This window comes from Saccharothrix sp. DSM 118769 (assembly GCF_052936295.1).
In genome coordinates, this window is the sequence record NZ_CP193627.1 from 8,277,371 (window position 1) to 8,302,643 (window position 25,273).

Annotated in this window: 29 protein-coding genes; 13 read left to right on the top strand and 16 right to left on the bottom strand. The window is 74.8% G+C overall.

Annotated elements, in window-relative coordinates; translation table 11 throughout:
• Positions 1 to 59 precede the first annotated feature (59 nt).
• The 3 genes from ACRAKJ_RS34935 to rimP all read right to left on the bottom strand — a co-directional run bounded on the left by ACRAKJ_RS34935 (position 60) and on the right by rimP (position 2,003).
• The gene (locus ACRAKJ_RS34935; protein WP_438924389.1) at positions 60 to 395 is read right to left on the bottom strand and encodes a DUF448 domain-containing protein; all 336 of its coding nucleotides are present in this window, start codon (positions 393 to 395) and stop codon (positions 60 to 62) included.
• A gap of 64 nt (positions 396 to 459) precedes the next feature.
• The gene (gene nusA, locus ACRAKJ_RS34940; protein ID WP_438924390.1) at positions 460 to 1,482 is read right to left on the bottom strand and encodes a transcription termination factor NusA; all 1,023 of its coding nucleotides are present in this window, start codon (positions 1,480 to 1,482) and stop codon (positions 460 to 462) included.
• Entirely contained in the window at positions 1,479 to 2,003 is a 525-nt protein-coding gene (rimP, locus tag ACRAKJ_RS34945) for a ribosome maturation factor RimP (RefSeq protein ID WP_438924391.1), read from the bottom strand. The genes nusA and rimP overlap by 4 nt, the downstream gene beginning before the upstream one ends.
• A 180-nt stretch (positions 2,004 to 2,183) precedes the next feature.
• Between rimP and ACRAKJ_RS34950 the strand changes: the two genes are divergently transcribed.
• Positions 2,184 to 2,627: a hypothetical protein gene (locus ACRAKJ_RS34950; RefSeq protein ID WP_438924392.1), complete on the top strand. Its 444-nt coding sequence runs from the start codon at positions 2,184 to 2,186 to the stop codon at positions 2,625 to 2,627.
• The gene (locus ACRAKJ_RS34955; protein WP_438924393.1) at positions 2,624 to 3,064 is read left to right on the top strand and encodes a DUF4439 domain-containing protein; all 441 of its coding nucleotides are present in this window, start codon (positions 2,624 to 2,626) and stop codon (positions 3,062 to 3,064) included. The genes ACRAKJ_RS34950 and ACRAKJ_RS34955 overlap by 4 nt, the downstream gene beginning before the upstream one ends.
• Before the next feature lie 39 nt (positions 3,065 to 3,103).
• Here the strand turns inward: ACRAKJ_RS34955 and ACRAKJ_RS34960 are convergent, their stop codons facing one another.
• Genes ACRAKJ_RS34960 through ACRAKJ_RS34975 form a run of 4 tightly spaced genes read right to left on the bottom strand, consistent with a single transcriptional unit; the run spans position 3,104 to position 6,181 of the window.
• Positions 3,104 to 3,820: a hypothetical protein gene (locus tag ACRAKJ_RS34960; RefSeq protein ID WP_438924394.1), complete on the bottom strand. Its 717-nt coding sequence runs from the start codon at positions 3,818 to 3,820 to the stop codon at positions 3,104 to 3,106.
• Between the two features lie 55 nt (positions 3,821 to 3,875).
• Positions 3,876 to 4,883, bottom strand: a complete 1,008-nt coding sequence (locus ACRAKJ_RS34965) for an aminotransferase (RefSeq protein ID WP_438924395.1) — start codon at positions 4,881 to 4,883, stop codon at positions 3,876 to 3,878.
• 7 nt (positions 4,884 to 4,890) lie between these two features.
• Entirely contained in the window at positions 4,891 to 5,373 is a 483-nt protein-coding gene (locus ACRAKJ_RS34970; RefSeq protein ID WP_438924396.1) for a DUF4442 domain-containing protein, read from the bottom strand.
• Between the two features lie 31 nt (positions 5,374 to 5,404).
• Positions 5,405 to 6,181 (bottom strand): SDR family NAD(P)-dependent oxidoreductase, encoded by a 777-nt coding sequence (locus tag ACRAKJ_RS34975; RefSeq protein WP_438924397.1) that lies wholly within the window; start codon positions 6,179 to 6,181, stop codon positions 5,405 to 5,407.
• 62 nt (positions 6,182 to 6,243) lie between these two features.
• On the opposite strand from ACRAKJ_RS34975, the gene ACRAKJ_RS34980 reads away from it, so the two are divergent.
• The 4 genes from ACRAKJ_RS34980 to ACRAKJ_RS34995 are packed head-to-tail and all read left to right on the top strand — an operon-like array spanning position 6,244 to position 9,150.
• Complete coding sequence (locus ACRAKJ_RS34980) at positions 6,244 to 6,651, top strand: YjbQ family protein (RefSeq protein WP_438924398.1); 408 nt, start codon at positions 6,244 to 6,246, stop codon at positions 6,649 to 6,651.
• A gap of 26 nt (positions 6,652 to 6,677) precedes the next feature.
• A complete protein-coding gene (locus ACRAKJ_RS34985; RefSeq protein WP_438924399.1) occupies positions 6,678 to 7,787 on the top strand; it encodes a hypothetical protein in 1,110 nt (369 codons plus the stop codon).
• The gene (locus ACRAKJ_RS34990; RefSeq protein ID WP_438924400.1) at positions 7,784 to 8,473 is read left to right on the top strand and encodes a hypothetical protein; all 690 of its coding nucleotides are present in this window, start codon (positions 7,784 to 7,786) and stop codon (positions 8,471 to 8,473) included. The genes ACRAKJ_RS34985 and ACRAKJ_RS34990 overlap by 4 nt, the downstream gene beginning before the upstream one ends.
• Complete coding sequence (locus ACRAKJ_RS34995; protein WP_438924401.1) at positions 8,470 to 9,150, top strand: haloacid dehalogenase-like hydrolase; 681 nt, start codon at positions 8,470 to 8,472, stop codon at positions 9,148 to 9,150. The genes ACRAKJ_RS34990 and ACRAKJ_RS34995 overlap by 4 nt, the downstream gene beginning before the upstream one ends.
• 4 nt (positions 9,151 to 9,154) lie before the next feature.
• On the opposite strand, the gene ACRAKJ_RS35000 is transcribed toward ACRAKJ_RS34995, so the two are convergent.
• The gene (locus ACRAKJ_RS35000; protein ID WP_438924402.1) at positions 9,155 to 10,906 is read right to left on the bottom strand and encodes a proline--tRNA ligase; all 1,752 of its coding nucleotides are present in this window, start codon (positions 10,904 to 10,906) and stop codon (positions 9,155 to 9,157) included.
• A gap of 165 nt (positions 10,907 to 11,071) precedes the next feature.
• Here ACRAKJ_RS35000 and ACRAKJ_RS35005 point away from each other — a divergent pair, with 165 nt between their 5' ends.
• Entirely contained in the window at positions 11,072 to 11,422 is a 351-nt protein-coding gene (locus ACRAKJ_RS35005; protein ID WP_438924403.1) for a VOC family protein, read from the top strand.
• A gap of 40 nt (positions 11,423 to 11,462) precedes the next feature.
• Positions 11,463 to 12,197 (top strand): peroxide stress protein YaaA, encoded by a 735-nt coding sequence (gene yaaA, locus ACRAKJ_RS35010; RefSeq protein ID WP_438924404.1) that lies wholly within the window; start codon positions 11,463 to 11,465, stop codon positions 12,195 to 12,197.
• A gap of 58 nt (positions 12,198 to 12,255) precedes the next feature.
• Here yaaA and ACRAKJ_RS35015 read toward each other — a convergent pair whose 3' ends face one another.
• Positions 12,256 to 12,483 carry a hypothetical protein gene (locus tag ACRAKJ_RS35015; RefSeq protein WP_438924405.1) on the bottom strand — a complete coding sequence of 76 codons (228 nt, stop codon included), beginning with the start codon at positions 12,481 to 12,483 and terminating at the stop codon, positions 12,256 to 12,258.
• A gap of 87 nt (positions 12,484 to 12,570) precedes the next feature.
• Between ACRAKJ_RS35015 and ACRAKJ_RS35020 the strand changes: the two genes are divergently transcribed.
• The 4 genes from ACRAKJ_RS35020 to ACRAKJ_RS35035 all read left to right on the top strand — a co-directional run bounded on the left by ACRAKJ_RS35020 (position 12,571) and on the right by ACRAKJ_RS35035 (position 17,421).
• Entirely contained in the window at positions 12,571 to 13,521 is a 951-nt protein-coding gene (locus ACRAKJ_RS35020) for a helix-turn-helix domain-containing protein (protein ID WP_438924406.1), read from the top strand.
• 68 nt (positions 13,522 to 13,589) lie between these two features.
• Complete coding sequence (locus tag ACRAKJ_RS35025; protein WP_438924407.1) at positions 13,590 to 14,093, top strand: hypothetical protein; 504 nt, start codon at positions 13,590 to 13,592, stop codon at positions 14,091 to 14,093.
• Between the two features lie 409 nt (positions 14,094 to 14,502).
• Positions 14,503 to 15,417, top strand: a complete 915-nt coding sequence (locus ACRAKJ_RS35030) for a serine protein kinase RIO (RefSeq protein ID WP_438924422.1) — start codon at positions 14,503 to 14,505, stop codon at positions 15,415 to 15,417.
• A 525-nt stretch (positions 15,418 to 15,942) separates the two neighbouring features.
• Positions 15,943 to 17,421 (top strand): DEAD/DEAH box helicase, encoded by a 1,479-nt coding sequence (locus ACRAKJ_RS35035; protein WP_438924408.1) that lies wholly within the window; start codon positions 15,943 to 15,945, stop codon positions 17,419 to 17,421.
• Positions 17,422 to 17,564: 143 nt separating this feature from the next.
• Here ACRAKJ_RS35035 and ACRAKJ_RS35040 read toward each other — a convergent pair whose 3' ends face one another.
• On the bottom strand, positions 17,565 to 18,419 hold the full coding sequence (locus ACRAKJ_RS35040; RefSeq protein WP_438924409.1) for a DUF5937 family protein: 855 nt from the start codon (positions 18,417 to 18,419) through the stop codon (positions 17,565 to 17,567).
• 94 nt (positions 18,420 to 18,513) lie between these two features.
• Between ACRAKJ_RS35040 and ACRAKJ_RS35045 the strand changes: the two genes are divergently transcribed.
• Positions 18,514 to 19,452, top strand: a complete 939-nt coding sequence (locus ACRAKJ_RS35045; RefSeq protein ID WP_438924410.1) for a hypothetical protein — start codon at positions 18,514 to 18,516, stop codon at positions 19,450 to 19,452.
• On the opposite strand, the gene cobA is transcribed toward ACRAKJ_RS35045, so the two are convergent.
• From cobA to ACRAKJ_RS35075, 6 genes are all read right to left on the bottom strand, one after another.
• Positions 19,397 to 20,614 carry a uroporphyrinogen-III C-methyltransferase gene (gene cobA, locus ACRAKJ_RS35050; protein WP_438924411.1) on the bottom strand — a complete coding sequence of 406 codons (1,218 nt, stop codon included), beginning with the start codon at positions 20,612 to 20,614 and terminating at the stop codon, positions 19,397 to 19,399. The two genes, ACRAKJ_RS35045 and cobA, sit on opposite strands and share 56 nt — an antisense overlap.
• A gap of 70 nt (positions 20,615 to 20,684) precedes the next feature.
• Complete coding sequence (locus ACRAKJ_RS35055; RefSeq protein WP_438924412.1) at positions 20,685 to 20,984, bottom strand: hypothetical protein; 300 nt, start codon at positions 20,982 to 20,984, stop codon at positions 20,685 to 20,687.
• A gap of 81 nt (positions 20,985 to 21,065) precedes the next feature.
• On the bottom strand, positions 21,066 to 21,854 hold the full coding sequence (locus tag ACRAKJ_RS35060; protein WP_438924413.1) for a trypsin-like serine protease: 789 nt from the start codon (positions 21,852 to 21,854) through the stop codon (positions 21,066 to 21,068).
• 101 nt (positions 21,855 to 21,955) lie between these two features.
• On the bottom strand, positions 21,956 to 23,215 hold the full coding sequence (locus ACRAKJ_RS35065) for a cobalamin biosynthesis protein (protein ID WP_438924414.1): 1,260 nt from the start codon (positions 23,213 to 23,215) through the stop codon (positions 21,956 to 21,958).
• The gene (locus ACRAKJ_RS35070; RefSeq protein ID WP_438924415.1) at positions 23,212 to 24,096 is read right to left on the bottom strand and encodes a bifunctional cobalt-precorrin-7 (C(5))-methyltransferase/cobalt-precorrin-6B (C(15))-methyltransferase; all 885 of its coding nucleotides are present in this window, start codon (positions 24,094 to 24,096) and stop codon (positions 23,212 to 23,214) included. Before ACRAKJ_RS35070 ends, ACRAKJ_RS35065 begins: the two co-directional genes overlap by 4 nt.
• Position 24,097: 1 nt before the next feature.
• Complete coding sequence (locus tag ACRAKJ_RS35075) at positions 24,098 to 25,258, bottom strand: SAM-dependent methyltransferase (protein WP_438924416.1); 1,161 nt, start codon at positions 25,256 to 25,258, stop codon at positions 24,098 to 24,100.
• Between the last annotated feature and the right edge of the window lie 15 nt (positions 25,259 to 25,273).

Consider the following 25,273-nt stretch of genomic DNA (forward strand, 5'->3'; position numbering starts at 1 on the left):
GCAGTCCCGTCGACCTCGTCTTATCGTCGCGCGTTCATGTCTTCAGCTTCACGGCTGACTCATGACGGGTCGACCTGCTTCCTTGCTTCCTGCTGGTCACGGGGCGATCCCGCGACCTCCTGGCGGTGCTGCTCGAAGTGTTCCCGCAAGCCTTCGACGTCGAGCGGACCCTGGACCCGGAAGGCCCTGGGGAACGCCCGTCGCTTCTCCGCGTTGCGGAGGCAGTCCGGATCGGGGTGCAGCCATGCTCCCCGCCCCGGCAACCGTCGGCGCGTGTCCGGGACAACCGTCCCGTCCACGACCACCACGCGCAGCAGCTCGGAGGGCAACGCCCGGGAGCGGCACCCTATGCACGTGCGGACCGGGCCGTAGGGCGTTGAACCGCCGTTCGGCATGAGGTCGTCGTGCGTGGAAACCGATCCCCGACGTTGAACCACTGAGAAGTCTATCCCCTAATGCCTATTCAGCCGAACCGGACGTCGCCGCACCCGCCGGAGCAGCGCCTCCGGGCTCCGCGTCGGAGCGGATGTCGATGCGCCAACCGGTCAGCCGGGCGGCCAGCCGGGCGTTCTGGCCCTCCTTGCCGATGGCGAGGGAGAGCTGGAAGTCCGGCACGACGACCCGCGCCGTCTTGGCGCGTTCGTCGAGCACCCTGACGGAGACAACCTTCGCAGGCGACAGGGCATTCCCGACGAACGTGGCGGGGTCGTCCGAGTGGTCGATGATATCGATTTTCTCGCCCGCGAGCTCGCTCATGACGTTGCGCACACGGGCGCCCATCGGGCCGATGCAGGCGCCCTTGGCGTTCACGCCGGAGACCGTGGAGCGGACCGCGATCTTCGAACGGTGACCTGCCTCACGTGCCACCGCGGGGATCTCCACGGTGCCGTCCGCGATCTCCGGGACCTCCAGCGCGAAGAGCCTGCGCACGAGGTTCGGGTGGGTGCGGGAGAGGGTGATCTGCGGGCCGCGCTGGCCGCGGGACACGCCCACGACGTAGCACTTGAGCCGCGAGCCGTGCTCGTAGGACTCCCCGGGCACCTGCTCGGCCGGGGGCAGCACGCCCTCGGTGTCGCCGACCTGGACGACCACCATGCCGCGGGCGTTCGCGCGGGCGTCGCGCTGCACGACGCCGCCGATGATCTCGCCCTCCTTGGCGGAGAACTCGCCGAAGGTGCGCTCGTGCTCGGCGTCGCGCAGGCGCTGGAGGATCACCTGGCGGGCGGTGGTGGCGGCGATGCGGCCGAACCCCTCGGGGGTGTCGTCCCACTCCTCGGCCACCGAGCCGTCCGGGTTGAGCTCCTGGGCGAGCACGCGGACCACGCCGTTCTTGCGGTCGATCTCGACGCGCGAGTGCGAGTGGTGGCCGTCGGTGTGCTTGTAGGCGGTGAGCAGGGCGGTCTCGATGGCTTCCAGGACCGTGTCGAAGGGGATGTCCTTGTCCCGTTCGATCGCCCTGAGAGCGGCGATGTCGACGTTCACTCCGACTCCTCCTTCAGGTGCTTGCCCTCCAGGAGCGCGAGCTCCTCGACGGGCGGTTGCTTGAACTCCACTTCCACGGCGGCGCGCTCGATCGTCGAGTACTCGACGCGGCGCAGCTCGCCCTTGACCAGCAGCACGACCCCGGTGTCGTCCGCGTCGCCGACCCGGCCGAACCACTCGACCTGGTCGGGTTGCTTGACCTTCACCAGGCGCAAGCGGTTGCGCTTCCAGTGGCGCGGCCTGGTCAGCGGGCGGTCGGCGCCCGGCGAGGTGACCTCAAGCGTGTACGGGCCGGCGATGAGGTGCTCGTTCGCGTCGAGGGCGGCGGACACGGCGCGGCTCGCCTGGGCCACCTCGTCCAGCCCGATCCCCTCGTCGCCGTCGACGACCACCTTCACCAGCCTGCGACGCCCAGCCTGGTTCACGTCGAGCAGTTCGAGGTCGAAGCCGATGGCCTCGACCGCCTCCCGCACGACGGGGGTTAGCTGCGCGGCGAGTTCTCCGCGCGGCGGGCTGGACACGTGGTGACTCCTCGTATTCGCGTGTGCAGGGGCAAGGGCGGAGGGCATGACTGCCCCGGTCGACGCTGCACTCGCCGGCCGTGGTCGCCCAGACTATCTGGTCCCGGCGGGGGCGCACGTCCCACGGGCGGGTGGCCGGGTGGCTCGGCGCCCCTCCCGGCTCTGGCAGGATCGGAACCCGTGATCGGTGAAACGGCGTTCAGCAGGCGGGGGGTGCTGCTGGCGGCGGTCGCGGCGCCGCTGGTGGTCGCCTGCACCCCCGAGCCCCCTCCCCCTCCGCCCCCGGACGTGCTGGAGGGGCTGGTGGAGGCCGCGCTGGCGGACGCCGCCCTGGCCGCGGCGGTCGGCGCGGCGGAGACGGCCGCGGCGCGGGCCGAGCACGCCGACCGGTTGCGCGCGGAGGTCGAGCGGGCGACGCCCCGGGTGCCGGGGTCCACGACGCCGTCCTCGCCGCCGCCCTCGGTGGCGGCGCTCGCGGGTGGGACCAGGGAGACGTTGGTGACATCGCTGCGGGCGGCGCAGAAGCAGGCGGGCGACCTGGCGGTGACGGTGGGGTCGCACCGGGTGGGGTTGGTCGCCTCGGTGGCGGCCGGGTGCGCGAGCTTGGTGGAGGCGCTGTCGTGAGCGTTGTCGTGAGCGTCGACGCGGTGCAGGACGCGTTGGGGGCCGAGCACGCGGCCGTGTGGACGTACGGGCTGGTCAGCGCGTTCATCGACCAGCAGGCGGCGGCCGTGGCGGAGGGGGCCGACGCGCACCGGGCGCGGCGGGACACCACCGAGCGGTGGTTGCGGGACCGGGCGGCGACGCCCCGGCCGCCCGCGGCGGCGTACCTGCCGCCCCAGCCGGTGGACAGCGCGGCGGCGGCCGTGGCGGCGCTGATCGCGGTGGAGACGGACGCGTGCGTGGCGTGGCGCGGGGTGCTGGAGCGGACCGACGACGGCGAGCTGCGGCGGTCGGCGCTGGACGCGTTGACCACGTCGGCGGTGCGGGCCACCCGGTGGCGCAAGGTCGCCGGGGTCGCGCCGTCGTCGATCGCGATGCCGGGCGCCGGGGTCGGCTGACCACCGGTCCCCGGAGGTCAGCCGGCGGTCAGCCGGGGGTCAGGTGATGAGGTCGTCGGCGAGGCGCATGGCGTCGAAGCTGATCTTCTTCATCAGTCGGTTGTGCTCGGCCTCGTTGGCGCCGTGCTTGAGCGAGTCCGACTCGATGATGACCAGGTCCCGGTCCTTGAGCTGGGCCGCGAAGCCGCCGTTGCCCAGGGTGGTCAGGCCCTCGACCTTCACGGCGCCGTCCTTGACCAGGTCGTTGACGTTGCCGGTGCCGTCGCGGCTGGTCAGGTCCTTGAGCTTGGTGGCGTCCTCGGCGGTCTTCATCCGCACGACCGACACCGACGTGTAGACCGTCACCCCGTCGGGGGTCTTCGTCGTGTACAGGCCGCGGGTCAGCTGCAGGCACGGGGTGGCGGTCAGGAACGCCCTGGTCTCGCCGTAGGCGTGCGACGCGCAGTCGCTGTCCTTGAGCGGTTCGGGGACCTGCGCGGAGGTGGCGAAGGTGAACTCCCCCGCCGGCGCGGACGTGGGGGCGGGCGTGCCGGTGGGTGTGTCGTCGGGCATGACCAGCAGCCACACCAGGCCGGACACCACGGCCACGCCGAGCAGGCCGGCGGCCTTCACGAGCAGGCCGCGGCGGGAGGGCCGCGGTGGTGGCGGCGGCGGTGGCGCGGGTGTGGTCAGCAGGGAGTCCAGCTGCCCGATCTCGGACGGCCGCCACAGGGGGGCGGTGTCCGAGGGGCGGATCGGGGAAATCCGCTGCGTCACCTCTTCGGGTGATTCGGGAGGAACCGACACAAAGACCCACGGTAACGGAAGGCCGTCAGCGGAGCGCTTCGAGCACCGCGTCGACGTCCTCGGCCGTGTTGTAGAGGTGGAACGCGAGGCGGACCCGGCCCGCCCGGAGGCTGGAGCGGATGCCGGCGGCGGCCAGTCGCCCGCTCGCGCCGGGGAGGTCGAGGGAGACGATGGGCGTGCTCGCCGGGGGCAGGTCCAGGGCGGTGAGCAGGGAGTTCGCCAGGGCGACGGCGTGGTCGCGGACCTCCGCGAGGTCCAGGCCGGCCAGGTAGGGCAGGGACCGGGCGGCGCCGAACTGGGCCAGCCAGACCGGGGAGAGGTCCAGGCGGCGGGCATCGGGGGCCAGGCGCAGGGGCAGGCCGTAGACGGAGGTCCAGGGGTCGTCGCCCGCGTACCAGTTGGCGGCGGCGGGGACGGTGCGGGCCAGCGCGCCCGGCGAGCAGGCCAGCCAGGCGCAGCCCCTCGGGGACAGCAGGAACTTGTAGCCGGCGGCCACCACCCAGTCGGCCCAGCCCAGGTCCAGCGGGGTCCAGCCGACCGCCTGGGTGGCGTCCAGCAGGACGGGGACGCCGGTGGCGCGGAGGGCCGCGAGGTCCACCGCCCGGCCGTCGGCGGACTGGACGACGCTCACCGCGACGAGGTCGTGGCGCGGCGCCTCGGCGGGGAGGTCGTCGAGGTCCGCTTCGGTGATCCGCAGGCCGCGGGCCGCGAAGGGGAAGGTGAGGCTGGTGAAGTCGCCCTTCGCGACGAGGACCGAGGTGGTGGGCGGGACGCTCGCGGCGACCAGGGCGACCAGCTGGGACACCGAGGCGCCGGACGCGACGCGGTCGCGGGGGACGCCGACCAGGCGGCCGAACGCCTCGCGGGCGGCGGTGACGTGGGGGTCTGCGGTGCTGCCGGTGTCCAGGCCGGTGGACCAGCGGTGGACGGCGTCGGCGACGGCGGCCGCGGTCGGCGTGGGCGGCACACCGACCGCGGCCGTGTTCAGGTAGCCGAGGGGGACGTCGAAGGTCGTTCCGAAGGCGTCGCGCACGCGGTCATCAGACGGCCTGCGGGGCGTCGGTGTCCACCGACTTCCGGGGGCGCTTGCGGCGGGCGTAGACCTGCTTGCGGACGCGGGCGACCACGGCGCCGGCCTCGTCGGTGACCGTGTTCTCGAACCAGACGAGGGCCTTGTCGCCGTCGCGGGTCAGCGCGCGGATCTCGTCGAGGCGCTCGTCGGTGAGGTGGAACTCGGCGGTGACGGTGCCCCGGCCCGGCGCGACGAACTCGATCTCGCCCGCCTTGTCCCAGACGACGTGCTCGCGGCCGAGGTGGTGCAGGACGAGCAGCATCCAGAACGGGTCGGTCATGGCGAACAGCGAGCCGCCGAAGTGGGTGCCCACGTAGTTGCGGTTCCACCGGTGCATGCGCAGGCGGACCTTGGCGCGGCGGTAGTCGTCGGACAGCTCCACGACGCGGATGCCGGCGAAGAGGAACGGCGGCCACAGGTTCATGCCCCGACGGAGGTGAGATGCCTTCACGGACCTGATGTTACCGGCGGGTAGGGCAGGATCAGTGCAGGCTGATCACGTTCTTCGTCACTGCCGCGGCCTCGTCCGAGCAGAGGAAGGCGACGACCTTCGCGACGTCCTCCGGCTGGGAGACGTCGTGCTGGGCGCGGACCGCGTCGTTGACCCAGCCGGTGTCGGTGACACCGGGCTTCACGACGTTGGACGTGACGCCGTGCGGCCACAGCTCGGCGGCGGCGGACATGGCGTAGTTGTCGAGCGCCGCCTTCGCCGCGCCGTAGGTCACCTCGCTGGGGAACCCGAGGGGACCGCCCGAGGTGAGGCCGACGATGCGGCCCCAGTTGCCGCCGCGCGCGATGTGCCGGCGGGCGAACTCGGCGATCATCAGCGCGCCCGCGCGGGCGTCCACGGCGAACTGCGCGTCGAACGCCTGGGGCGTGACGGCGCGCAGCACCCGGCCGAACCGGTCGGTCTCGGCGGCCAGGAACGTGTCCTGCACCCAGCTGGAGGCGTTGTTGACCAGGACGTCCACCGGGCCGAAGACGTGCTCGGCCACGTCGAACAGGCGGGCGGGCGTCAGCGGGTCGGCGAGGTCGGCCTCGACGGCGTGGGCCCTGCCGCCCGCCTCGGCGATGGCGGCCACGACGTGGTCGGCGTTCGACTCGCGGGCGGTGAAGTACTCGGGCGGGGTGCTCGGGTCCGGCGCCGGGGCGAAGCGCAGGAACGTGACGAGGACGTTCACCCCCCGCGCCGCGAGGGCCTTGGCCGTGGCCGCGCCGATGCCCTGGTTGGCGCCCGTGACGATCGCGGTGTGGATCACACCGGTGATCCTGCCCGACGGCCCGCGGGCGCGGCAGGCGATTTTTGGGCAGGGTGTGGGTCATGCGCAGCGAGGAGATCGAGATCCGCACCGGGTCGGACGAGGTCGTGCACGACCTCACGCGGGCGTGCGAGGAGTTCCTGGCCGACGTGGGGGGCGACGGGCTCCTGCACGTGTGGGTGCCGCACGCCACGGCGGGCCTCGCCGTGCTGGAGACCGGGGCGGGCAGCGACGACGACCTGCTGGCCGCGCTGAAGGACCTGCTGCCCGCCGACGGGCGGTGGCGGCACCGGCACGGGACGCCCGGCCACGGCCGCGACCACGTGCTGCCCGCCCTGGTGCCGCCGTACGCGACGATCCCGGTGCTGGGCGGTGTGCTCGCGCTCGGCACGTGGCAGTCGGTGTGCCTGGTGGACACCAACGTCGACAACCCCGTGCGCAAGGTCCGGCTGAGCTTCCTCCCGGGCTAGGCGCGACCTCGGGGTACGGTTCACCGGTGACTTACCCAGGTGACGGGCAGACCGGCTGGGGCGGCCAGTCCAACCAGGGCGACCAGGGTGACTGGGCCCGCCCGCAGCCGCAGGGCGGGTATCCGCAGCAGGGGCAGCAGGGCTACGGGCCGCCGCCGGAGTACGGGCAGCAGCCGGGCTACGGGCAGCAACCGGAGTACGGGCAGCAGCCGGGCTACGGGCAGCAACCGGAGTACGGGCAGCAGCCGGGCTACGGGCAGCAGCCGGAGTACGGCGGGCAGCCGGGCTACGGGCAGCAGCCGGGGTACGGCGGGCAGTACCCGCAGCAGGGGTTCGGGTCCTACGGCGGGCTCGGCGTGTTCTCCGGCGGGGACGAGCCGCCGCCGCGCAAGGACAGGACGAGGCTGTGGATCGCCGTCGGGGCGGTCGTGCTGGTGCTCGTCGGCGGCGGGCTGACGACGTACTTCCTGACCAGGTCCGGGTCCACCCCGGCCGCGCAGGCGTCGAGCGGCTCCCCCGGCCCGACGACCACGACCACGACCGCGCCCAGCACCACGAGGTCCACCGAGGCCGGGCCGTCCTGCGAGGCGGCGAAACCGGACTGGAACTGCCTGCCGGTGCCCGCCCTGTCCTACAGCTACGACGTGCCCAAGGGCTGGTCCCCGGCGGGGGGCTCGGCGAACGTCGAGGGCATGGCGGACGTGAAGCTCACCGGCCTCACGCTGACCGGCGCCTACGACTGCAAGGGCAACGGCTTCACCCGCGGCGGGGCGGGCGGCGTGGTCGTGCCCGCCGGCGACCTGGCGGCGGTGGCCGGGGACTTCGCGCAGAAGCTCGGCACCCAGTTCTACAACTCGGCCCCGCGGTTCGACGTGAAGCTCGGCGAGCCCAAGCCGGTGAAGCTCACCGGCGACGTCGTGATCGAGGGCGTGCAGGTCGACGCGACCATCACCACGTCCGGCAACGAGTGCCTGGCCACCAAGGGCGTGGTGAAGGTCCTCGTGCTCAAGGGCGACCCCGGTTTCCACGTGTTCATGGCCAACGGCGACCTGGAGGGCGGCCCCGCCGAGCCGAAGCCGCCCACCGAGGCCGACCTCCAGGCCATGGTCGACTCCGTGAAGCCGCTGGAGCGGTGAGCTACACCGGTTTCGGGGTCTACCAGCAGCCGCCGGCCCCGCGGAAGCCGAACCGGGCGCCGCTGTGGGTGGCGCTCGGGGTCGTCGGCGCGCTCGCGGTGGGCGGCGCGGTGGCGCTGGTCGTGGCGGGCACCGGCGACGAGCCCGCCGCCCCGCCGCCGTCGCCGTCGTCCCCGGCGGCCCCGGCGTGGCAGGTGGTGGAGGACTCCCGGTCCGGCCTCGCCTACGAGCTGCCGCCCGGGTGGGAGTCGCGGGGCGGCGGGTCGTCGGGGCGGATCGCGCTCGGCTCGTCGTACGTGTCACGGCCGTTCGAGTGCCGGGGCCGCTCCATGATCCAGGCCCAGGCGGTGGCCGGGTCGGTCGTCGACGACGACCCGGAACAGGTCGGCACCGAGCTGGTGCGGCGGCTCGCGACGAGCGGCTACAGCGCGGACGGCGCACCGCCCGAGGTCGGCGAACCGCGGGTCGCGGGCGACGGCGACCGGGTCGTGGTGAGCGTCGGCGTCACGCCGAAGTCCGCCAACGCCTGCTACGCGCCGAGGGCGACGATCACGGCGGTGGCGGTGCGCGACGGCGACGAGGTGGCGGTGTTCGCCCTCAACGTCGCCGAGGGCGGCCCGCACGCGGCCGAAGGACCGTCGGAGGACGACGTGGAACGCATCCTGGGGAGTGTGGAGCTGTCGTGAACACCCTGGTGCTGTGGGACATCGACCGCACCCTGGTCGACGCGGGCGGGCTCGGCGTCGACTGGTACCGGACGGCGCTGCGCGCGGCGGCCGGCCTGGACATGGTGCGCGAGCCGGACTTCGCCGGGCGCACCGAGCGCGCCATCACGCTGGAGCTGCTGGCGCTGCACGAGCTGGACGCCACCGAGGAGCTGATCGCCCGGCTGCACGACGAGCTGATCGACGCGGCGCGGCGGCAGCACGCGCTGCTGACCGAGCGCGGGCGGGCCCTGCCCGGCGCGCTGGAGGTGGTGCGGGCGCTGGCCGGGCGCGACGACGTCGTGCAGACCCTGGTGACCGGCAACCTGGTGGAGGTCGCCCGGTTCAAGCTCGCCCCGTTCGGCCTGGACGAGCACCTCGACTTCGACATCGGCGGCTACGGCACGCTGTCCGAGCACCGGCCCGAGCTGGTGCTGGAGGCGGTGCGGCTGGCGTCGGCCAAGCACGGCCGCGAGTTCCGCGCCGTGGTCGTCGGCGACACCCCGCACGACGTGGACGCCGCGCTGCGCCACGGCGCCGTCGCCGTCGGGGTGGCGACGGGCCGCAGCAGCGCGGAGGAGCTGCGGGAGGCCGGCGCGCACGTGGTGCTCGCCGACCTGTCCGACACGGACGCCGTGCTGGCGGCCGTCCTCCCCTAGCCGCTCAGGCGCCCTGGCCCCGCACGACCTCGACGAGGTGGCTCACGGCGTCGTCCACGGCCACCTCGACGCGCTCGCCGGAGCGGCGGTCCTTGACCTCGACCAGGCCGTTGGCCAGGCCGCGGCCGACGACGAGGATCGTGGGCACGCCGATCAGCTCGGCGTCGGCGAACTTCACGCCGGGGCTGGCCTTGCGGTCGTCCAGCAGCACCTTCAGGCCCCGCGCGGACAGCTCGCCGGCCAGCTTCTCGCCGCCCGCGAGGAGCGTCTCGTCCTTGCCCGCCACGACCAGGTGCACGTCGAACGGCGCCACGTTGCGGGGCCAGATCAGGCCGCGCTCGTCGTGGCTCTGCTCGGCGATGGCCGCGACCAGGCGGGACACGCCGATGCCGTAGGAGCCCATGGTGATGCGGATGGGCTTGCTGTCCGGGCCCAGCGCGTCGAGCTGGAACGCGTCGGCGTACTTGCGGCCCAGCTGGAAGATGTGCCCGATCTCGATGCCGCGCGCGGCGACCAGCACGCCCTTGCCGTCGGGCGACGGGTCGCCCTCGCGCACCTCGGCGACGTCGATCACGCCGTCCGGGGTGAAGTCGCGGCCCACGACCAGGTCCACCACGTGGTGGTCGGCCTTGTCCGCGCCGGTCACCCAGGCGGTGCCGCGCACGACCCGCGGGTCGGTCAGGTACCGCACGCCGTTGGCCTGGAGCGCGCCCGGGCCGATGTAGCCCTTGACCAGGAAGGTGTTGCGGGCGAAGTCCTTCTCGTCCAGCATCGCGACCTCGGCGGGCTCCAGCGCCGCCTCCAGGCGCTTGAGGTCCACCTCGCGGTCGCCGGGCAGGCCGATCGCCAGCAGCTCCCAGTCGCCGCCAGGGACCCTGGTCTTCACCAGGACGTTCTTGAGGATGTCCGCGGCGGTGAAGGCGCGGTCGGTGTTGGCGTTGAGGAAGTCCACCAGGGACTCGATGGTCGGCGTGCTCGGCGTGTGGTGGACCTGCGCCCCGGGCTTGGTCGCCGGGTCCTGCTCGGCGGGGGCGGGCGTGGTGACCGCCTCCACGTTCGCCGCGTAGCCGGACTCCGTGCTGCGCACGAACGTGTCCTCGCCGGTGGGCGCGACCGCCAGGAACTCCTCCGACGCCGAGCCGCCCATCGCGCCCGACGTGGCGGAGACGATCACGTACTCCATGCCGAGGCGGTCGAAGATGCGGATGTAGGCGTCGCGGTGCTGCCGGTAGGAGTGGCTCAGGCCCTCGTCGGTGAGGTCGAACGAGTACGAGTCCTTCATGACGAACTCGCGGCCGCGCAGGATGCCCGCGCGGGGGCGCGCCTCGTCGCGGTACTTCGTCTGGATCTGGTACAGCGTGACCGGGTAGTCCTTGTACGAGGAGTACTCGCCCTTCACGGTGAGCGCGAACAGCTCCTCGTGGGTGGGTCCGAGCAGGTAGTCGGCGCCCTTGCGGTCCTTGAGGCGGAAGATGTTGGGGCCGTACTCGGTCCACCGGCCGGTGGCCTCGTAGGGCTCCTTCGGCAGCAGCGCGGGGAACTGGATCTCCTGCGCGCCGAACGCGTCCATCTCCTCGCGCACGACCTGCTCGATGTTGCGCAGCACCCGCAGCCCCAGCGGCAGCCACGAGTAGCCGCCCGGCGCGACCCGCCGCACGTACCCGGCGCGGACCAGCAGCTTGTGGCTGGGGACTTCGGCGTCGGCCGGGTCCTCGCGCAGGGTGCGCAGGAACAGCGACGACATCCTCGTGATCACGGTGGGTGCTCCTCGTGGCGCTGGTTGTCCGGCAAGGGTAGTGAACGGCGTCCGCGCAGTTCCAACGGGTTCCGCCCGGCGCGGAACCCTCGCGCCCGGCCGCCGCCGGGCCGCGGTCGGCGGCGGGGCCCGGCGTTGTCGGTGGTCGGGTCTAGCGTCCCCGGGATGGGCATCGACATCGACACGATCACGATCGACACGACCGACCCGCACCGGTTGGCGGAGTTCTGGACCAGGGCGCTGGGCACGTCGGTGGAGCACGACTGGGACGGGTACCTGGTCCTCGCGCCCACCGCGGGCGGGCGGGTGCGGCTGGGCATCCAGCGGGTGGACGACCCGGTGCCGGGCAAGAACCGCGTGCACTTCGACGCCCACGTGGAGGACCGCGCGGCCGAGGTGGCGCGGCTGGTGGGGCTGGGCGCGGAGGTGGTGTCGGAGCACAGCGTGCCGGGGCTGGGCTGGACGGTGCCGGCCGACCCCGACGGCAACCGGTTCTGCGTCGGCCAGTCGGACTGAGGGCGGGGGCGCGGGGGAGCGGGTACTAGGCTGCCCGGTCGTGCTGGTGCTGCTCCCCCCGTCGGAGACCAAGGCCGTCGGTGGTGCCGGCGCGCCGCTCGACCTCGACCTGCTGTCGCACCCCGGGCTGACGCCCGTGCGGGCGAAGCTGGTGGACGCGCTGGTGGAGCTGGCGGCCGACGTGCCGGCCTGCCTGGCCGCGCTCGGGCTGTCCGAGCGGCAGGCGGGCGAGGTGGAGCGCAACGCGCGGCTGCGGGGGTCGCCGACGATGCCGGCGCTCGCCCGCTACACCGGGGTGCTGTACGACGCGCTGGCGCTCGACTCGTTCACCAAGGTCGAGCGGGCGCGGGCGTACGAGCGGCTGGCGGTGGCCTCGGCGCTGTTCGGGCTGGTCGGCGGCGGGGACCCGATCCCGGCCTACCGGTTGTCCGGCGGCAGCGCCCTGCCGTCGGTGGGTCCGCTGGGCGCGCTGTGGCGGCCCGCGCTGGAGCCCGTGCTGGCGGGTGCCGGGTTCGTGGTGGACCTGCGGTCGAGCCCGTACACCTCGCTGGCCCGGGTTCCCGACGCGGCGGTCGTGCGGGTGGTCACCGAGGGCGACGGCGGGCGGCGGGTCGCGGTCAGCCACTTCAACAAGGCCCACAAGGGCCGGCTCGCGCACGCCCTGGTGAGGTCGCGCGCCGAGCCGGGTGACCTCAGGGGGGTGGCGAAGGTCGCCGTGAAGGCCGGGCTGCGGGTCGAGGTGACCGGGCCGGGGACGGCCGACCTGGTGGTCTGAGCCGGGGCCGGCCGCGCTGAGCCGGGTCGTGCTGAGCCGGGTCGCGCCCGGCCCGGGGCTAGCAGGAGCAGGCGACCTGCGCGGAGCTGGTGGTCCGGGTCCGGGGAGCGGGCCGGGCGGGTTCCGTGCGCACGGCGGCGGCGCGCAGGTCGGCGCGCAGGCGGACCAGGTCGCGGTCGTCCACGTCGGTGCTGCCGGCCAGGTGGGCGCGGTGGGTGGTGTGGTTGCGCTCCAGGCCGTAGACGACGAGCGCGAGGACGGCCAGGGCGGTGAGGATCGCGGTCATGGCACCAACTGTGCGATGCGCAAGAAGCTGCCACCACTGGCAGTTGTGCCGTTGTGCGTCAAAATCCAGCCAAGTACCGTGGCGGACATGCTGAGCACCGTCGCCACCGTCGTCGTCGACGGCCTGGCGCCCTTCGAGTTCGGCGTGGTCTGCGAGGTCTTCGGCGTCGACCGCTCCGAGGAGGGCGTGCCGGCGTTCGACTTCCGGGTCTGCGGCGAGCGGCCGGGCGAGCCGGTGCGCACCGACGTCGGCGTGTCCCTCGTCCCCCACCTCGGCCTGGACGCCCTGGAGGGCGCCGACCTGGTCGTCGTGCCCGCCGCCGGGGTCCGCGACGAGTACCCGCCCGCGGTGCTCGACGCGGTCGTCCGGGCCCACGCGCGGGGCGCGACGCTGCTGTCGGTGTGCAGCGGCGCGTTCCTGCTCGGCGAGGCGGGCCTGCTCGACGGCCGGCGCTGCACGACGCACTGGCGGTACGCGCGGGAGTTCGCCGAGCGGTTCCCGCGCGCCGAGGTCGACCCCGACGTGCTGTTCGTCGACGAGGGCGACGTGGTGACCAGCGCGGGCACCGCGGCGGGCATCGACGCGTGCCTGCACCTGGTGCGCCGGGAACTCGGCTCGACCGTCGCGGGTGTCATCGCGCGCCGCATGGTCGTGGCCCCGCAGCGCGACGGCGGCCAGCGCCAGTTCATCGAGCTGCCCACCCCGCAGCACCAGGCCGACAGCCTGCAACCGGTGCTCGCGTGGCTCCAGGACCGGCTCGACGAGGAGCACACCGTGGCCGGGCTCGCCGAGCAGGCCAACATGTCCGAACGCACGTTCGCCCGCCGGTTCGCCGCCGAGACCGGCACCACCCCGCACCGCTGGCTCACCACGCAGCGCGTGCTGCGCGCCCGGCAGCTGCTGGAGGAGACGCGGCTGACCGTCGAGGACGTGGCGCACCGCTCCGGGTTCGGCTCGGCGGCGCTGCTGCGCCACCACTTCACGTCCGCCGTGGGCCTGTCGCCCAAGGACTACCGGCGGTCGTTCTCCCGGACCTGACCGGCCAAACGCGTGACGGAGCGCAGCGAGGTGTCACCAGTCGTGACGCGGGTGTCAGAATGGCCCGCGTGAGCCCCGACACACCAGGCGACACACCCGCCGAGACCGTCACCCCCGCCCTCCTGGGGGGGATCACCGAGGACCTGCGCACCCACCCGCTCGACGCGCCCGAGGCGCTCAAGCTGGTCTGGTCCGGGCTGTGCGCGGCCCGGCTGCTCGGCCTGCGGCTGGCCGCGACGGACGGCGACCGCCGGCGGTTCCAGCGCAACGCGGAGTCCGTCGAGCACCAGCTGGCCCGGGACCTCGGCACCTCGTCGACGTTCACCGGCACCGCGCTCGCGCTGCCCGACGACGACAGCCCGTGCCCGCTGGCCGAGCACGAGGTGGACGAGGCGCTCGACGCGCTGGTGGAGTTCAGCTCGGTCGCCCGGCGGCGGATGCTCGCCACCGCGCCCCGGGCGGCGCGGTGGCACGACGAGCGCGTGCTGCGGCACGACTCGCTGGTGATGGGCGAGCTGGCGGCGGCGTGGCTGGGCCACCGCACCAGCTACCGCGTGGACCGCTCGCGCTGAGGACCCGCGCCGCCCACGCCGCTCCGGTGGACCCGTCGAGCGCGGTCGGTCCCGGTCCCGTCGAGATCCGGCCCGTCTAAATCCGGTTGCGGGCGCACGGGGGCGCGGGGGAACCTGTGCGGGCAAGCGTCGCAGCGCCGGCGGTGGAAGCCGCGGCGGACCAGAGGAGGTGCCAGATGGTGATTGCCGTCCGGGACGTGGCACCGACCCGTCCGCCCGCCCCGCTCGCCTGACGCGGACCACCCACGCCGCGCCGGGTGCGGGGGCGACCACCCCCACCTCACCTGGAGCACATCCAGTGCGCGAGCACGACGTCGACATCGACACCAACGACCTTCGGCACGACCACTTCCAGCACGACGACCTCCAGCACGACGACTTCGAGAGCGCCTTCGACCACGCGGACGACCTGGGCTGGCAGTCCAGGAAGGCCGGGAGGGCGCGTCGCCGCGAGGACGTCGACCCGGCCCGCCGGGGCCGCCTCACCGAGGAGGCCAAGGACCGCCTGGCGCAGGTGCGCGAGGACGCGGCGGTCGAGGACGCGCCGCCCGAGGGCGACCGCTGGTCCACCTGGGGCGACGCCGACCAGGGCCCCGAGCCGTACCCGTCGTGGCTGGTCACGGACCTGTCCGCGGTGGACCGCGAGCTGGGGGTCGTGAAGACCGGCAAGGAGGCGGACGTCTTCCTGCTGGAGCGGTGGACGCCCGGCACCGACCGGACGTGCCTGCTGGCCGCGAAGCGGTACCGCAGCAACGACCACCGGCTGTTCCACCGGGACGCCGGCTACCTGGAGGGCCGCCGGATGCGGCGGTCGCGCGAGATGCGGGCGATGGGCAACCGCAGCGCGTTCGGCCGCAACCTCATCGCGGAGCGGTGGGCGGTGGCCGAGTTCGCGGCGCTGAGCACGCTGCACCTGTTGGGCGCGCCGGTGCCCTACCCGGTGCAGCGGGACGGCACCGAGCTGCTGCTGGAGTTCATCGGCACCGACGGGTCCGCCGCGCCCCGGCTCGCCCAGCTGCGGCCGGAGCCCGACGAGCTGCTCGGCCTGTGGCGCCAGCTGGTCGAGGCACTGCACCTGATGGCCTCGGCGGGCCTCGCGCACGGCGACCTGTCGGCGTACAACCTGATGGTCCACGACGGCCGGCTGGTCGTGATCGACCTGCCTCAGGTGGTGGACCTGGCGGCCAACCCGCGCGGGCCGGAGTTCCTGGAGCGCGACGTGCGCAACGTCGCGGCCTGGTTCACCTCCCGCGGCCTGGCACCGGAACTCGCCGAGCCGCTGGAGGTCACCGAGGCCCTGCTGGAGACCGCCGGACTGCGGTGACGAACGGTCCCGCGACGGTTTCCCGCAGCGGCTCCCGCAGCGGCTCCCGCAGGGGTCCCGAGCACGGTTCCCGGCACGCGTCGCCTCGTGGCGCGTGCCGGGCCCGGCCGCCACCGGCCCCGGTTCACCCGTTCGGACGTGGCCGCGCCGCCGTTCGCCGCCGCCCGGCCCGTACCGCGGAGACTTCGTCGGGTCCACCGCCCGACCACCACCGACCCCGCCTCCCACCTGCGCTTCCGCCGTTCCCGACGGCCGCCGGCGGCACCCGTGCGACGCCTCCGCCCGCATTCCGTGTTCCTCGCTACACGGTCGTGGTGGCGAACTCGGTCGCGTGATCGGCTAGACTGAGTGGTGCACCGCCCGGTGGCGCCACGAAGCGCCCCAGGCCGCCAGAGTGGCCGGTGGTGCTTCCAACCACTATCGGCGCGGTCCGCGCGCCGGGCCCGTCCCCGCGATTCGCGCCTGCGCACCCATGCAGAGCAATCTCCGAGACGTGCCTTGTCCCGGAGGTTTGATTTGCCCACCATGTCCCAAGGCCGTTCCGAGCGCCCGCAGTTCCGCAAGTCCCGCAGCAGGCGCCCTGGCCAGGGCAACCGTCGTCCCGCCCCCATCGCGGAGCAGGCGACCACCATGTTCGACGACGTCGAGAACATCATCCCCGACGGTCCGCTGCCCTCGTTCGCCGAACTGGGCCTCGCCGACGAGCTGCTGGTCGCGTTGAGCAAGGCCGGCATCACCGAGCCGTTCCCGATCCAGGCCGCCACCCTGCCCGACGCCATGGCGGGCCGCGACCTCCTGGGCCGCGGCCAGACCGGGTCGGGCAAGACGCTCGCCTTCGGCCTGGCGCTGCTGTCCCGCCTGGCCGGTGGCCGGGCGAAGCCGCTCAAGCCGCGCGCCCTCGTGCTGGTGCCGACCCGCGAGCTGGCCATGCAGGTGGAGGAGGCGCTGTCCCCGTTCGCGCGCTCCCTCGGCCTGTGGTGCCGGACCATCGTCGGCGGCACGTCGTTCCCGCGCCAGATCGACGGGCTGCGCCGCGGCGTCGACCTGCTGATCGCCACGCCCGGTCGGCTGTCCGACCACGTGCGGCAGGGCACGGCCGACCTCTCCGAGGTCATGTTCACCGCGCTCGACGAGGCCGACCAGATGGCGGACATGGGCTTCATGCCGCAGGTCCGCGCCATCCTCGACCTGACGCCGCAGGACGGGCAGCGCCTGCTGTTCTCCGCGACGCTCGACGGCGACGTGGACAAGCTGGTCCGCCAGTACCTGCACGACCCGGTCGTGCACTCGGTCGCGGCGGCCACCGGCAGCGTGACGACCATGGAGCACCACCTGCTGTTCGTGTCCGCCGAGGACAAGCAGAACGTGGTGACCGAGGTCGCCGCCCGCGAGGGCCGGACGATCATGTTCGTGCGCACCAAGCACCACGTCGACCGCCTGGCCAAGAAGCTGCGGTCGATGGGCGTCCACGCGGGCGCGCTGCACGGCGGCAAGGCGCAGAGCGCCCGGACCCGCGTGCTCGGCCAGTTCCGCGAGGGCTCCATGCCGGTCCTGGTCGCCACGGACGTGGCGGCGCGCGGCATCCACGTGGACGACGTGAGCCTCGTCGTGCACGTCGACCCGCCGGCCGACCCGAAGGACTACCTGCACCGCGCGGGCCGCACCGCGCGCGCGGGCCAGTCGGGCACGGTCGTCACCCTGGTGACGCACGACCAGCGCCGCGCCGTGCAGGGCCTCACCGCCCGCGCGGGCATCCGGCCGGCCTCCACCAAGGTCCGCCCGGGTGACGAGGACCTGATCCGCATCACGGGCGCCCGCACGCCCAGCGGCGTCCCGGTCGTCGAGCCGGAGACCCCGATCCGCGCCCGCCGCGGCGGCGGTGGCGGTGGCGGTGGCGGCCCGCGCCGCGCCGGTGGCGGCCAGTTCCGCGGTGGTCGCCCGGAGCGCGACCGCTCGGCCGGCGGCTCCGGCCGCCCGCGCCGCGCCGTGGCGACGCAGCACTGACGCACTGATCGACCGCGAACGCCCGGCCCTCCCAGGGTCGGGCGTTCGCGCTTTCCGCCGCGGCACGACGGGTCGCGCTCCCCCGGCACCCTTCCCGCGTCCTCACCGACCCGGCCGCTACCCGGTTCGACGCCCGATCGCCCTCACCCCAGCAGCGCGTCGGCGCGGGCGGTGCGCATGTGCAGCACGTGCCGGCCCTCGCGGCGCGTCGTCACCAGGCGCGCGGCGCGCAGGACGGCCACGTGCTGCGACACCGCGCCCGCCGTGACGTCCAGCGCGGTCGCCAGGTCGGAGGTGCTGCGCGGGGCCTCCAGGAGCGTCAGCAGGCGGGCCCTCGTGCGGCCGATCAGGGCGGCCAGGTCCTGCGGCGCGTCGCGGTCCTCCCACAGGGTGCCGATGCCGCGCGCCGGGTAGCGCAGCACGCCCTGCCCCACCGGGTCGAGCGCGATCCACGCCTTGGGCCAGCAGAACGCGCTGGGGCACAGCACCAGGCCGTGCTCGGCCAGGTCCACCCGGTGCTCGGGCTTGCGGTGCAGCACCAGTTCGCCGTCGGCCCACGTGACCTCCGGGTGCAGCTCGGCGAACACCGCCTCCACGCCGTGGGACGCGAGCGTGGCCGCGCGCGCCGCGATGTCGGCCTCCAGCACGGCGGTGATCCGCTTCCAGTGCGGTGCGACGACCGCCGCGTGGCAGCGCCTGATCACGTCGGCCTCCACCGGCGGCACGGTGCGCAGCTCCGCCTCCAGGTCGGGCGCCCGCACGTCCGGCACCGGCAGCAGGTCGGCGGGTTTCGCCGGCCCCGCCAGCCTGGACAGCAGCGCGTCGAGGCCGTCGACGCCGGCCAGCCGCTCCCGCGCCCACCGCACCCACGGCCCGTGCACGGCGTGCCCGCCGGGGTCGCGCAGCCCGTCTACCGCCATCACCGTCTCGAACACCGGCGAGTAGGCGAACCTGACCTTCGCCAGTCCCACGCCGGCGAGCCGCACCTGCACCGCCACCCGGTCAGCCTAGGTCGGCACTGGTGCCCGCCCCACCCCGCAACGGCCGGCCGGCACCAGTGAGCCGGGGGTCCCCGCCGGGGAGGCTGCTGCCATGACGAGGAACTGGCACCGCCCGACCCTGTGGTCGGCCGCGGTGATGGGGGTGTTCGCCGTCGCCTTCGCGGTGGCGGCGGTGGTGGACGGGCGGCTGCTGGACGGGGCGCCGCTGTGGGTGAAGCCGCTCAAGTTCGCGCTGGCGCTGGCGGTGTACGCGGCGACGCTGTCGTGGATGCTGTCGCTGCCGCACCGGGGCAGGCGGTGGACGTCGGGGCTGGCCACGGCGGCGGTGGTGATCCTGCTCTTCGACGTGGGCCTGGTGGTGATGCAGGCGGTGCGCGGCACGTTCAGCCACTACAACCTGTCCGACGACGCCTACAACCGGCTGGTGGGGTTCGGTTTCTCCACCACGATCCCGGTGATGTTCCTGGCGAACGCGGCGCTGGCGGTGGTGCTGTCGTTCCAGCGGTTCGCCACGCCGGACGTGCGGTGGGCCGTGCGCGGCGGCCTGTGGCTGGCGACGGCGGGCATGTTCAGCGGCTACCTGATGTTCGCGGCGGGCAAGCGCACCACCACCGACGCGGCGGGCCGCGTCGTCGAGCTGTCGGGCGGGCACTCGGTGGGCGTGGTCGACGGCGGCCCGGGGATGCCGTTCACCGGGTGGAGCACCACGGGCGGCGACCTGCGCGTGCCGCACTTCGTCGGGATGCACGGCCTCCAGGTGGTCGTGCTGGTCGCGGTCGGGCTCATCGCCCTCGGCGTGGCCGAGCGGACGCGCACGCGGCTGGTCGCGGTGACCGTGCTGGGCTGGACCGGGCTGTTCGCCGTGCTCACCCGGCAGGCGCTGCGCGGCGAACCGCTCGTCCACCCCGGCGGGGAGACGCTGGTCGCGCTCGCCGCGCTGGCCCTGCTCGTCGCCGCCGGGGTGGTGTGGTCGCTCAGGAGCGGAACGGCAGCTCCGCGGCGAGCCCCGCTACCGGTCCCACCACGATGATCGCGGGCGGGCGGATGCCGTGCCCGGCGATGTCCTCGGCCACCGAGTCCAGGGTGGACCGCACGACCTTCTGGGTGCGGGTGCCGCCCTCCTGGACGACCGACACCGGGGTGTCGCCGGGCCGCCCGGCGCGCAGGGCCGCCGCGAACGCCCCCGCCCGCTCCACGCCCATCAGGATCACGACGGTGCCGCGCAGCCGCGCCAGCGCGTCCCAGTCGACCAGCGAGCGCGGGTCGTCCGGGGCGACGTGGCCGGACACGACCACGACCTCGTGCGCCACCCCGCGGTGCGTCACCGGCACGTCGGCCAGCGCGGGCACGCCGAACGCGCTGGTCACGCCCGGCACGACGGTGACCGGCACGCCCGCCTCGGCGCACGCGATCAGCTCCTCGAAGCCGCGGCCGAACACGTACGGGTCGCCGCCCTTGAGCCGCACCACGAACTTGCCCGCCTTGGCGTGCTCGACGAGCGTGGTGTTGATGAAGTCCTGGCTGGCCGCCCGGCCGTAGGGGATCTTGGCCGCGTCGACGACCTCCACGTGCGGCGGCAGCTCGTCGAGCAGCTCGCGCGGCGCGAGCCGGTCGGCGACCACGACGTCCGCGCGGGCCAGCAGCCGCCGCCCGCGCACCGTGATCAGCTCGGGGTCGCCGGGGCCGCCGCCGACCAGGGCCACCCCGGCCGGCTGGTCGTGGTGGTCGGCGATCGAGCCGTCGCGCAGGGCCGCGAGCAGGCCGTCCCGCACGCCCGCCGAGCGCCGGTGCTGACCGCCCGCGAGGACGCCCACCAGCAGGCCGTCGTGCTCGCCCGCGGCGGGGGTCACGGCGGTGCCCTTCACGGCGACGTCCGCGCGCACGCAGAACACCCGCCGCTGCTCGGCGTCCGCGGTGATCCGCGCGTTGACCTCGGGGTCGGAGGTGCAGGCCAGCACGTACCAGGCGCCGTCCAGGTCGCCGTCGGCGTAGGGGCGGGCGTGCCAGACGGCCTCTCCGCCGTCCACGAGGCCCTGGACCGCCGGGGTCACCTCGGGCGAGATCACCTCGACCCGGGCGCCCGCCGCGACCAGGCGGGGCAGGCGCCGCTGGGCGACCGTGCCGCCGCCCACGACGACGACCCTCCGTCCGGTCAGGTCCAGGCCCACGAGGTAGTGCTGTTCACCGTGCATGGGTAGAAGCATCCACACCAGACATGCCCTGTCCAACGTGCGTGCTCCACATCACCAGCAGGTGGGACGGCTACTCCTCCTCGATCTCGGCGCCCACCGCCTTCGCCGGGCCGGTGCACGACGCGCCGATCGTGCGCTTGCCGCCGGAGATCGTGGTCCACGGGCTGCGGGAGAACCGGTTGTCGTCGCAGGCGACGACGAGCCGGAACGTGCCGTGCCCGCTGCACCAGCCGGTGCCGACGGTCTCGTTCACCGACGTGCCGCACGAGTGCAGGCCCTCGGGCTCGGCCGGCGCGGCACCCGCCGCGGCGGGGAGGGCGGCCGTCACCAGGGCGGCCATCACCAGGACAGTCGTGAGCGGGGAGCGCATGTCCCCGATGGAACACGCGGGACGTGCCCACGTCCGGGACCTCACCCGGACGTGGGCACGTCGTCGTGCGGTGGTGACGGGTTACAGCTGGGCCGTGATCGTCGAGTGGTACGTGGCGATCCGGGCGTACACACCGGGGTAGCCGGCGCCGGCGCAGCCGCGGCCCCACGAGGTGGCGCCGATCAGCTTGCCGCCCGCGACGAGCGGGCCGCCGGAGTCGCCCTGGCAGGTGTCCACGCCGCCCTGCGGGAAGCCGGCGCACACCATCGCGGTGGCGATGTAGCTCGACCCGTACGCCGTGCGGCAGGTGGCGTCCGAGGTCAGCGGCACGGTGGCGCCGAGCAGGTAGCGCGACGCCGAGCCGCCCGAGGAGGTGGTGCCCCAGCCGAGGATGGTGGCGTTGGTGCCCGCCGCGTACAGCGCCGTGTCGGACGGCGTGGCCAGCGGCAGGTACGGCGACGGCAGGCTGGTGCCCAGGGTCAGCACGGCCACGTCGTAGCCCGAGGTGGCGGTGCGGTAGCTCGGGTGCACCCAGATCCGGCTGACCGTGGCCACGGTGCCCGCCGTGCTCTGCTTGTCGTCGCGGCGGTGCACCACGCGGGTGCTGGACGCCGAGCGACCGCTCACGCAGTGCGCGGCGGTGACGACCTTGGTGGCGCCCACCAGCGTGCCGCCGCAGAACTGGCCGCCGGAGGACGTGGCCAGGTACACCACCCACGGGTAGGTGCTGGTCGACACCCGGGACCCGCCGACGATGAACGGCGAGACGTCGTCCGAGGTCTGCGCGTTCGCGGGCGCGACGGTCATCAGGGCCACGGCCGCGACGGCCGCGGCCAGGGCGGTGATCAGGCGATGCAGGGTTTTCGCCATGTCGGTCCTTCCGTGCAGGGACGCGCCGGGTGGCGCGCTCCTCCCTGCCTAGGACCAAGCGGGCAGGGCCGACAACCACCTTTAGGAGGCTGCGCGCGGCTTCACAGTTGACTGCCGACGCCTGTCACGCGAACGACATCCGCGTGTACCGTGCCCGCAACAACCGGCCCCCGCCCGGGCCCGACGAACGCCACCGCCGCGCCGGACTCGGCCAGCGCCACCGCGCCGTCGGCCCGCACCCGGGTGCCCGGCCGCAGCAGGTGCCGCACCTGCGCCACGCACTCCTCGCTGCCCACCACGACCGACGCCCGCCGCAGCTCGGCCTCGGCGCGCGGCGTGCGGTCGTCCGCGCCGCCCGGCCCGAGGCCCACCAGGGCCAGCCGGCCGCGCGGCAGCACGCGCGCGGCGGCCACCGTGACGCCGTCGCCCTTGGCCTTCTCCGCGGCGATCTCCACCCGGCCGCCGGCGGACAGCTCGACCGCGCCGCGCAGCGCCGCCGCCTCGGCCACGCTGGGGATGCCGATGGCCAGCTCCGCCGGGTTCGGCACCGGGACGACCGCCAGCTCCTCGCCCGGGTAGGACAGCAGCGGCGCGGTGGTCGAGCCGTGCCAGAAGCCCCAGTCCTCCAGGGCGTCGGCGATGCCCTGCTCGGCGACCTTGCGGTCCAGGGTGGCGAACGCGCGGACCGCGCGCAGGTCCAGCCCCTCGTCCTCCTCCAGCCGGGCCAGCGCGGCCGACACCGCCGACGCCGGCACGCCCGTGCCGGAGCCGACGCCGACGACGAGGGTGCGCGGCACGATCCGCACCACGCGCTCCTTCGGCGGCCCCTCCGGGACGCGGTCGTCCACCAGCACGGTCCAGCCGGTCGCGTGGCCGCGGTGCACCACGTTGTCCGGCAGCGCGGGCAGCGGGAAGCCGAGCGGGTTGAGCAGCAGCACGGGCTCGCCGCGCCGCAGGGCCTCGCCGCACCCGGCCAGGTCGCCGTCCGCGGTGGCGTCCAGCAGCTCCACCAGCTCGTCCAGCGGCGAGCCCGCCGAGGCGGAGGTCACCACGGCCCGCAGGCCCAGCACGTCGGCGACCCGTTCGGCCAGCGCGTCCGCGCCGCCCAGCAGCGACACCGCGTACCCGGCGTCGACGCAGACCACGCCGGGGTCGGACCGCTCGTCGCGCAGCAGCGGCGCCACCAGGCGCACGGCGGCCTCCGTGCCGAGGAAGAACACCGCCGCGCCCAGCCGGGGCCACAGGGCGCGCAGGGCGGGCCCCACCGGGCCGTCGGGCAGCACCGCGTCCGGGCCGAGCAGGCCGGCCAGGTCGGCGGCGGCCCGCCGCCCCGCCTCGCCCGCGGCGAACACGCCGATCACGCCGTCGTCCTCCCGTCGCCCGCGCCGAACCGCGGCGCGGTGTCCTTCTTCGTGCCCCACAGGACGGTCACCGGGTTGGTGGCCAGCAGCACGCCACCGGTGAGCCGGGCCGCGGAGAGCTGGCTGCCCCCGACCTCGTAGCCCGCGTCGAGCAGCGCGTCCCGGGACGGCACGACGCGGTCCAGGTCGGGGGTGGCCACCACGACCCGCCGCGCGCCGGAGCGGGCGACGTGGCGGACCGCGTCCGCGCCGCCGCCGCCCACGAACACCGCGTCGGGCGCGGGCAGCTCGCCCGCCTCCGCCAGCTCGGCCTCCACCACCCGCACGTCCACGCCGTGCGCGGAGGCGTTGGCGATGATCCGCACGCACTGCACGGGGTCGCGCTCCACGGCGACGACGGCCGCGCCGAGGCGGGCGCACTCGACGCCGACCGCGCCGGGTCCCGCGCCGACGTCCCACACCAGCACGCCGGGGCGCGGGGCGAGCCGGGCCAGCACCAGCGCGCGCACCTCGGCCGCGGCGACCATGCCGTCGCGGTGCGCGAAGTCGTCGTCGGGCAGCGCCCACCCGCCGGGCGAGGGCGCGAAGGCGCTCTCCGCCAGGCACAGGACCGGGCCGGGCTCCTCCCAGCGGCGCACCACCGCGTCCGCCGGATCCACTGTGGACAGACCGGCGGCGGACCGGACGACCAGCGTGCGGCGCCACCCGGCGAGGTCGCGCGCCAGCGCGGCCGGGTCCGCGCCGGACACCACCACGGCGGGCCTGGCCCGGCACACGTTCACCGCGTGCCGCTCCCCGACCGCGGCGGCGTCCACCACGACCACCTCGTCCCAGGACCGACCGGCCCCGGTGACGAACTCGTGCAGCGCGACGACGTCCACGTCAGGTGGCGCGCTTGCTCTTCTTGGCCCGCGCCGCGGCCGACCTGCGCGGCGTGGTGCTCGCCCGCACGCCCACCTGCTTCGACCTGGTCGCCGCGGCCACCACGGTCTTCGGCCTGGGCTCGGCGGACGCCTCGGCCTCACCGGCCGGGGTCCCGCCGGCGGTGTCCTCGCCGGCGGTGTCCTCGCCGGGTGCCGTCCCCTCGGGAGCGGTGTCCCCGGTGTCACCGGTGGTGTCGGGACCGGTGGTGTCGGGACCGGCGCCGTCGGCGACCAGCTCCAGCACCGGGGCCCCGGTCTCCGGCGCGGACCGGCCGGCGCGCTTGGTGCGCGCGGCCTCCTGCCAGTCGTGCACCACCGACCAGGCGGCGGCGGCCGACGGCGACTCGCCCGCCGGGCGCTGGGCGCGCCGGGACCACTTCGAGCGGCGCACCGGCTCGTCGCCCTCGACGGACGGGGACCGGCGGCGCGCCGGCGGCGGCGCCAGCACCTCGCCCACCAGGAACAGCGTGGTGCGGTAGAGCTTGTGCTCCTTCACGCACGCCTCCAGCCCGCCGAGCGTGGTCTGCGCGACCGTCTCGTCCGGCAGGGACACCTTGTAGGCCACCACGACCGGCGTGTCGTCGGCGTACCCGCCGGCGCGCAGCTGCTCGACGAGCTGACCGGCGCGGGCCCCGGAGGCGGAGATCGCCATCGTGGTGCCGTGCGCGGCGAAGTCCTTGACGTGCTCGGCGGTCTCGGGGCCCGCGAGCACGAGCGACTGGGCGACGTCCGAGGTGGTCAGCTCGCGGCCGACGACCGCCGCCGCGGCGGAGACCTGCGACACGCCGGGCACGACCTCGGTGTCCAGGCCGAGCCGCCGGCAGGTGTCCTGCTGCTCGCGCAGGCCGCCCCACAGCGACGGGTCGCCCGCGTGCAGCCGCACGACCCGCAGCTTGCCCGCCGCGGCCCGCCGGTACACCTCGACGACCTCGGGCTCCGGCACGCGGGAGAAGTCGACCAGCTCGGCGTCCGGGCGGGCGTGCTCGCGCACCGCCTCCGCCTCGACCACCGCGGGCGACCAGACCACCACGTCGGCCTCGGCTATCCGCTTCGCCCCGCGCACGGTGATGAGATCGGCGGCGCCGGGACCGGCGCCCACGAAGGTGACCCGACCAGTCATCACAACTGCTCCCCA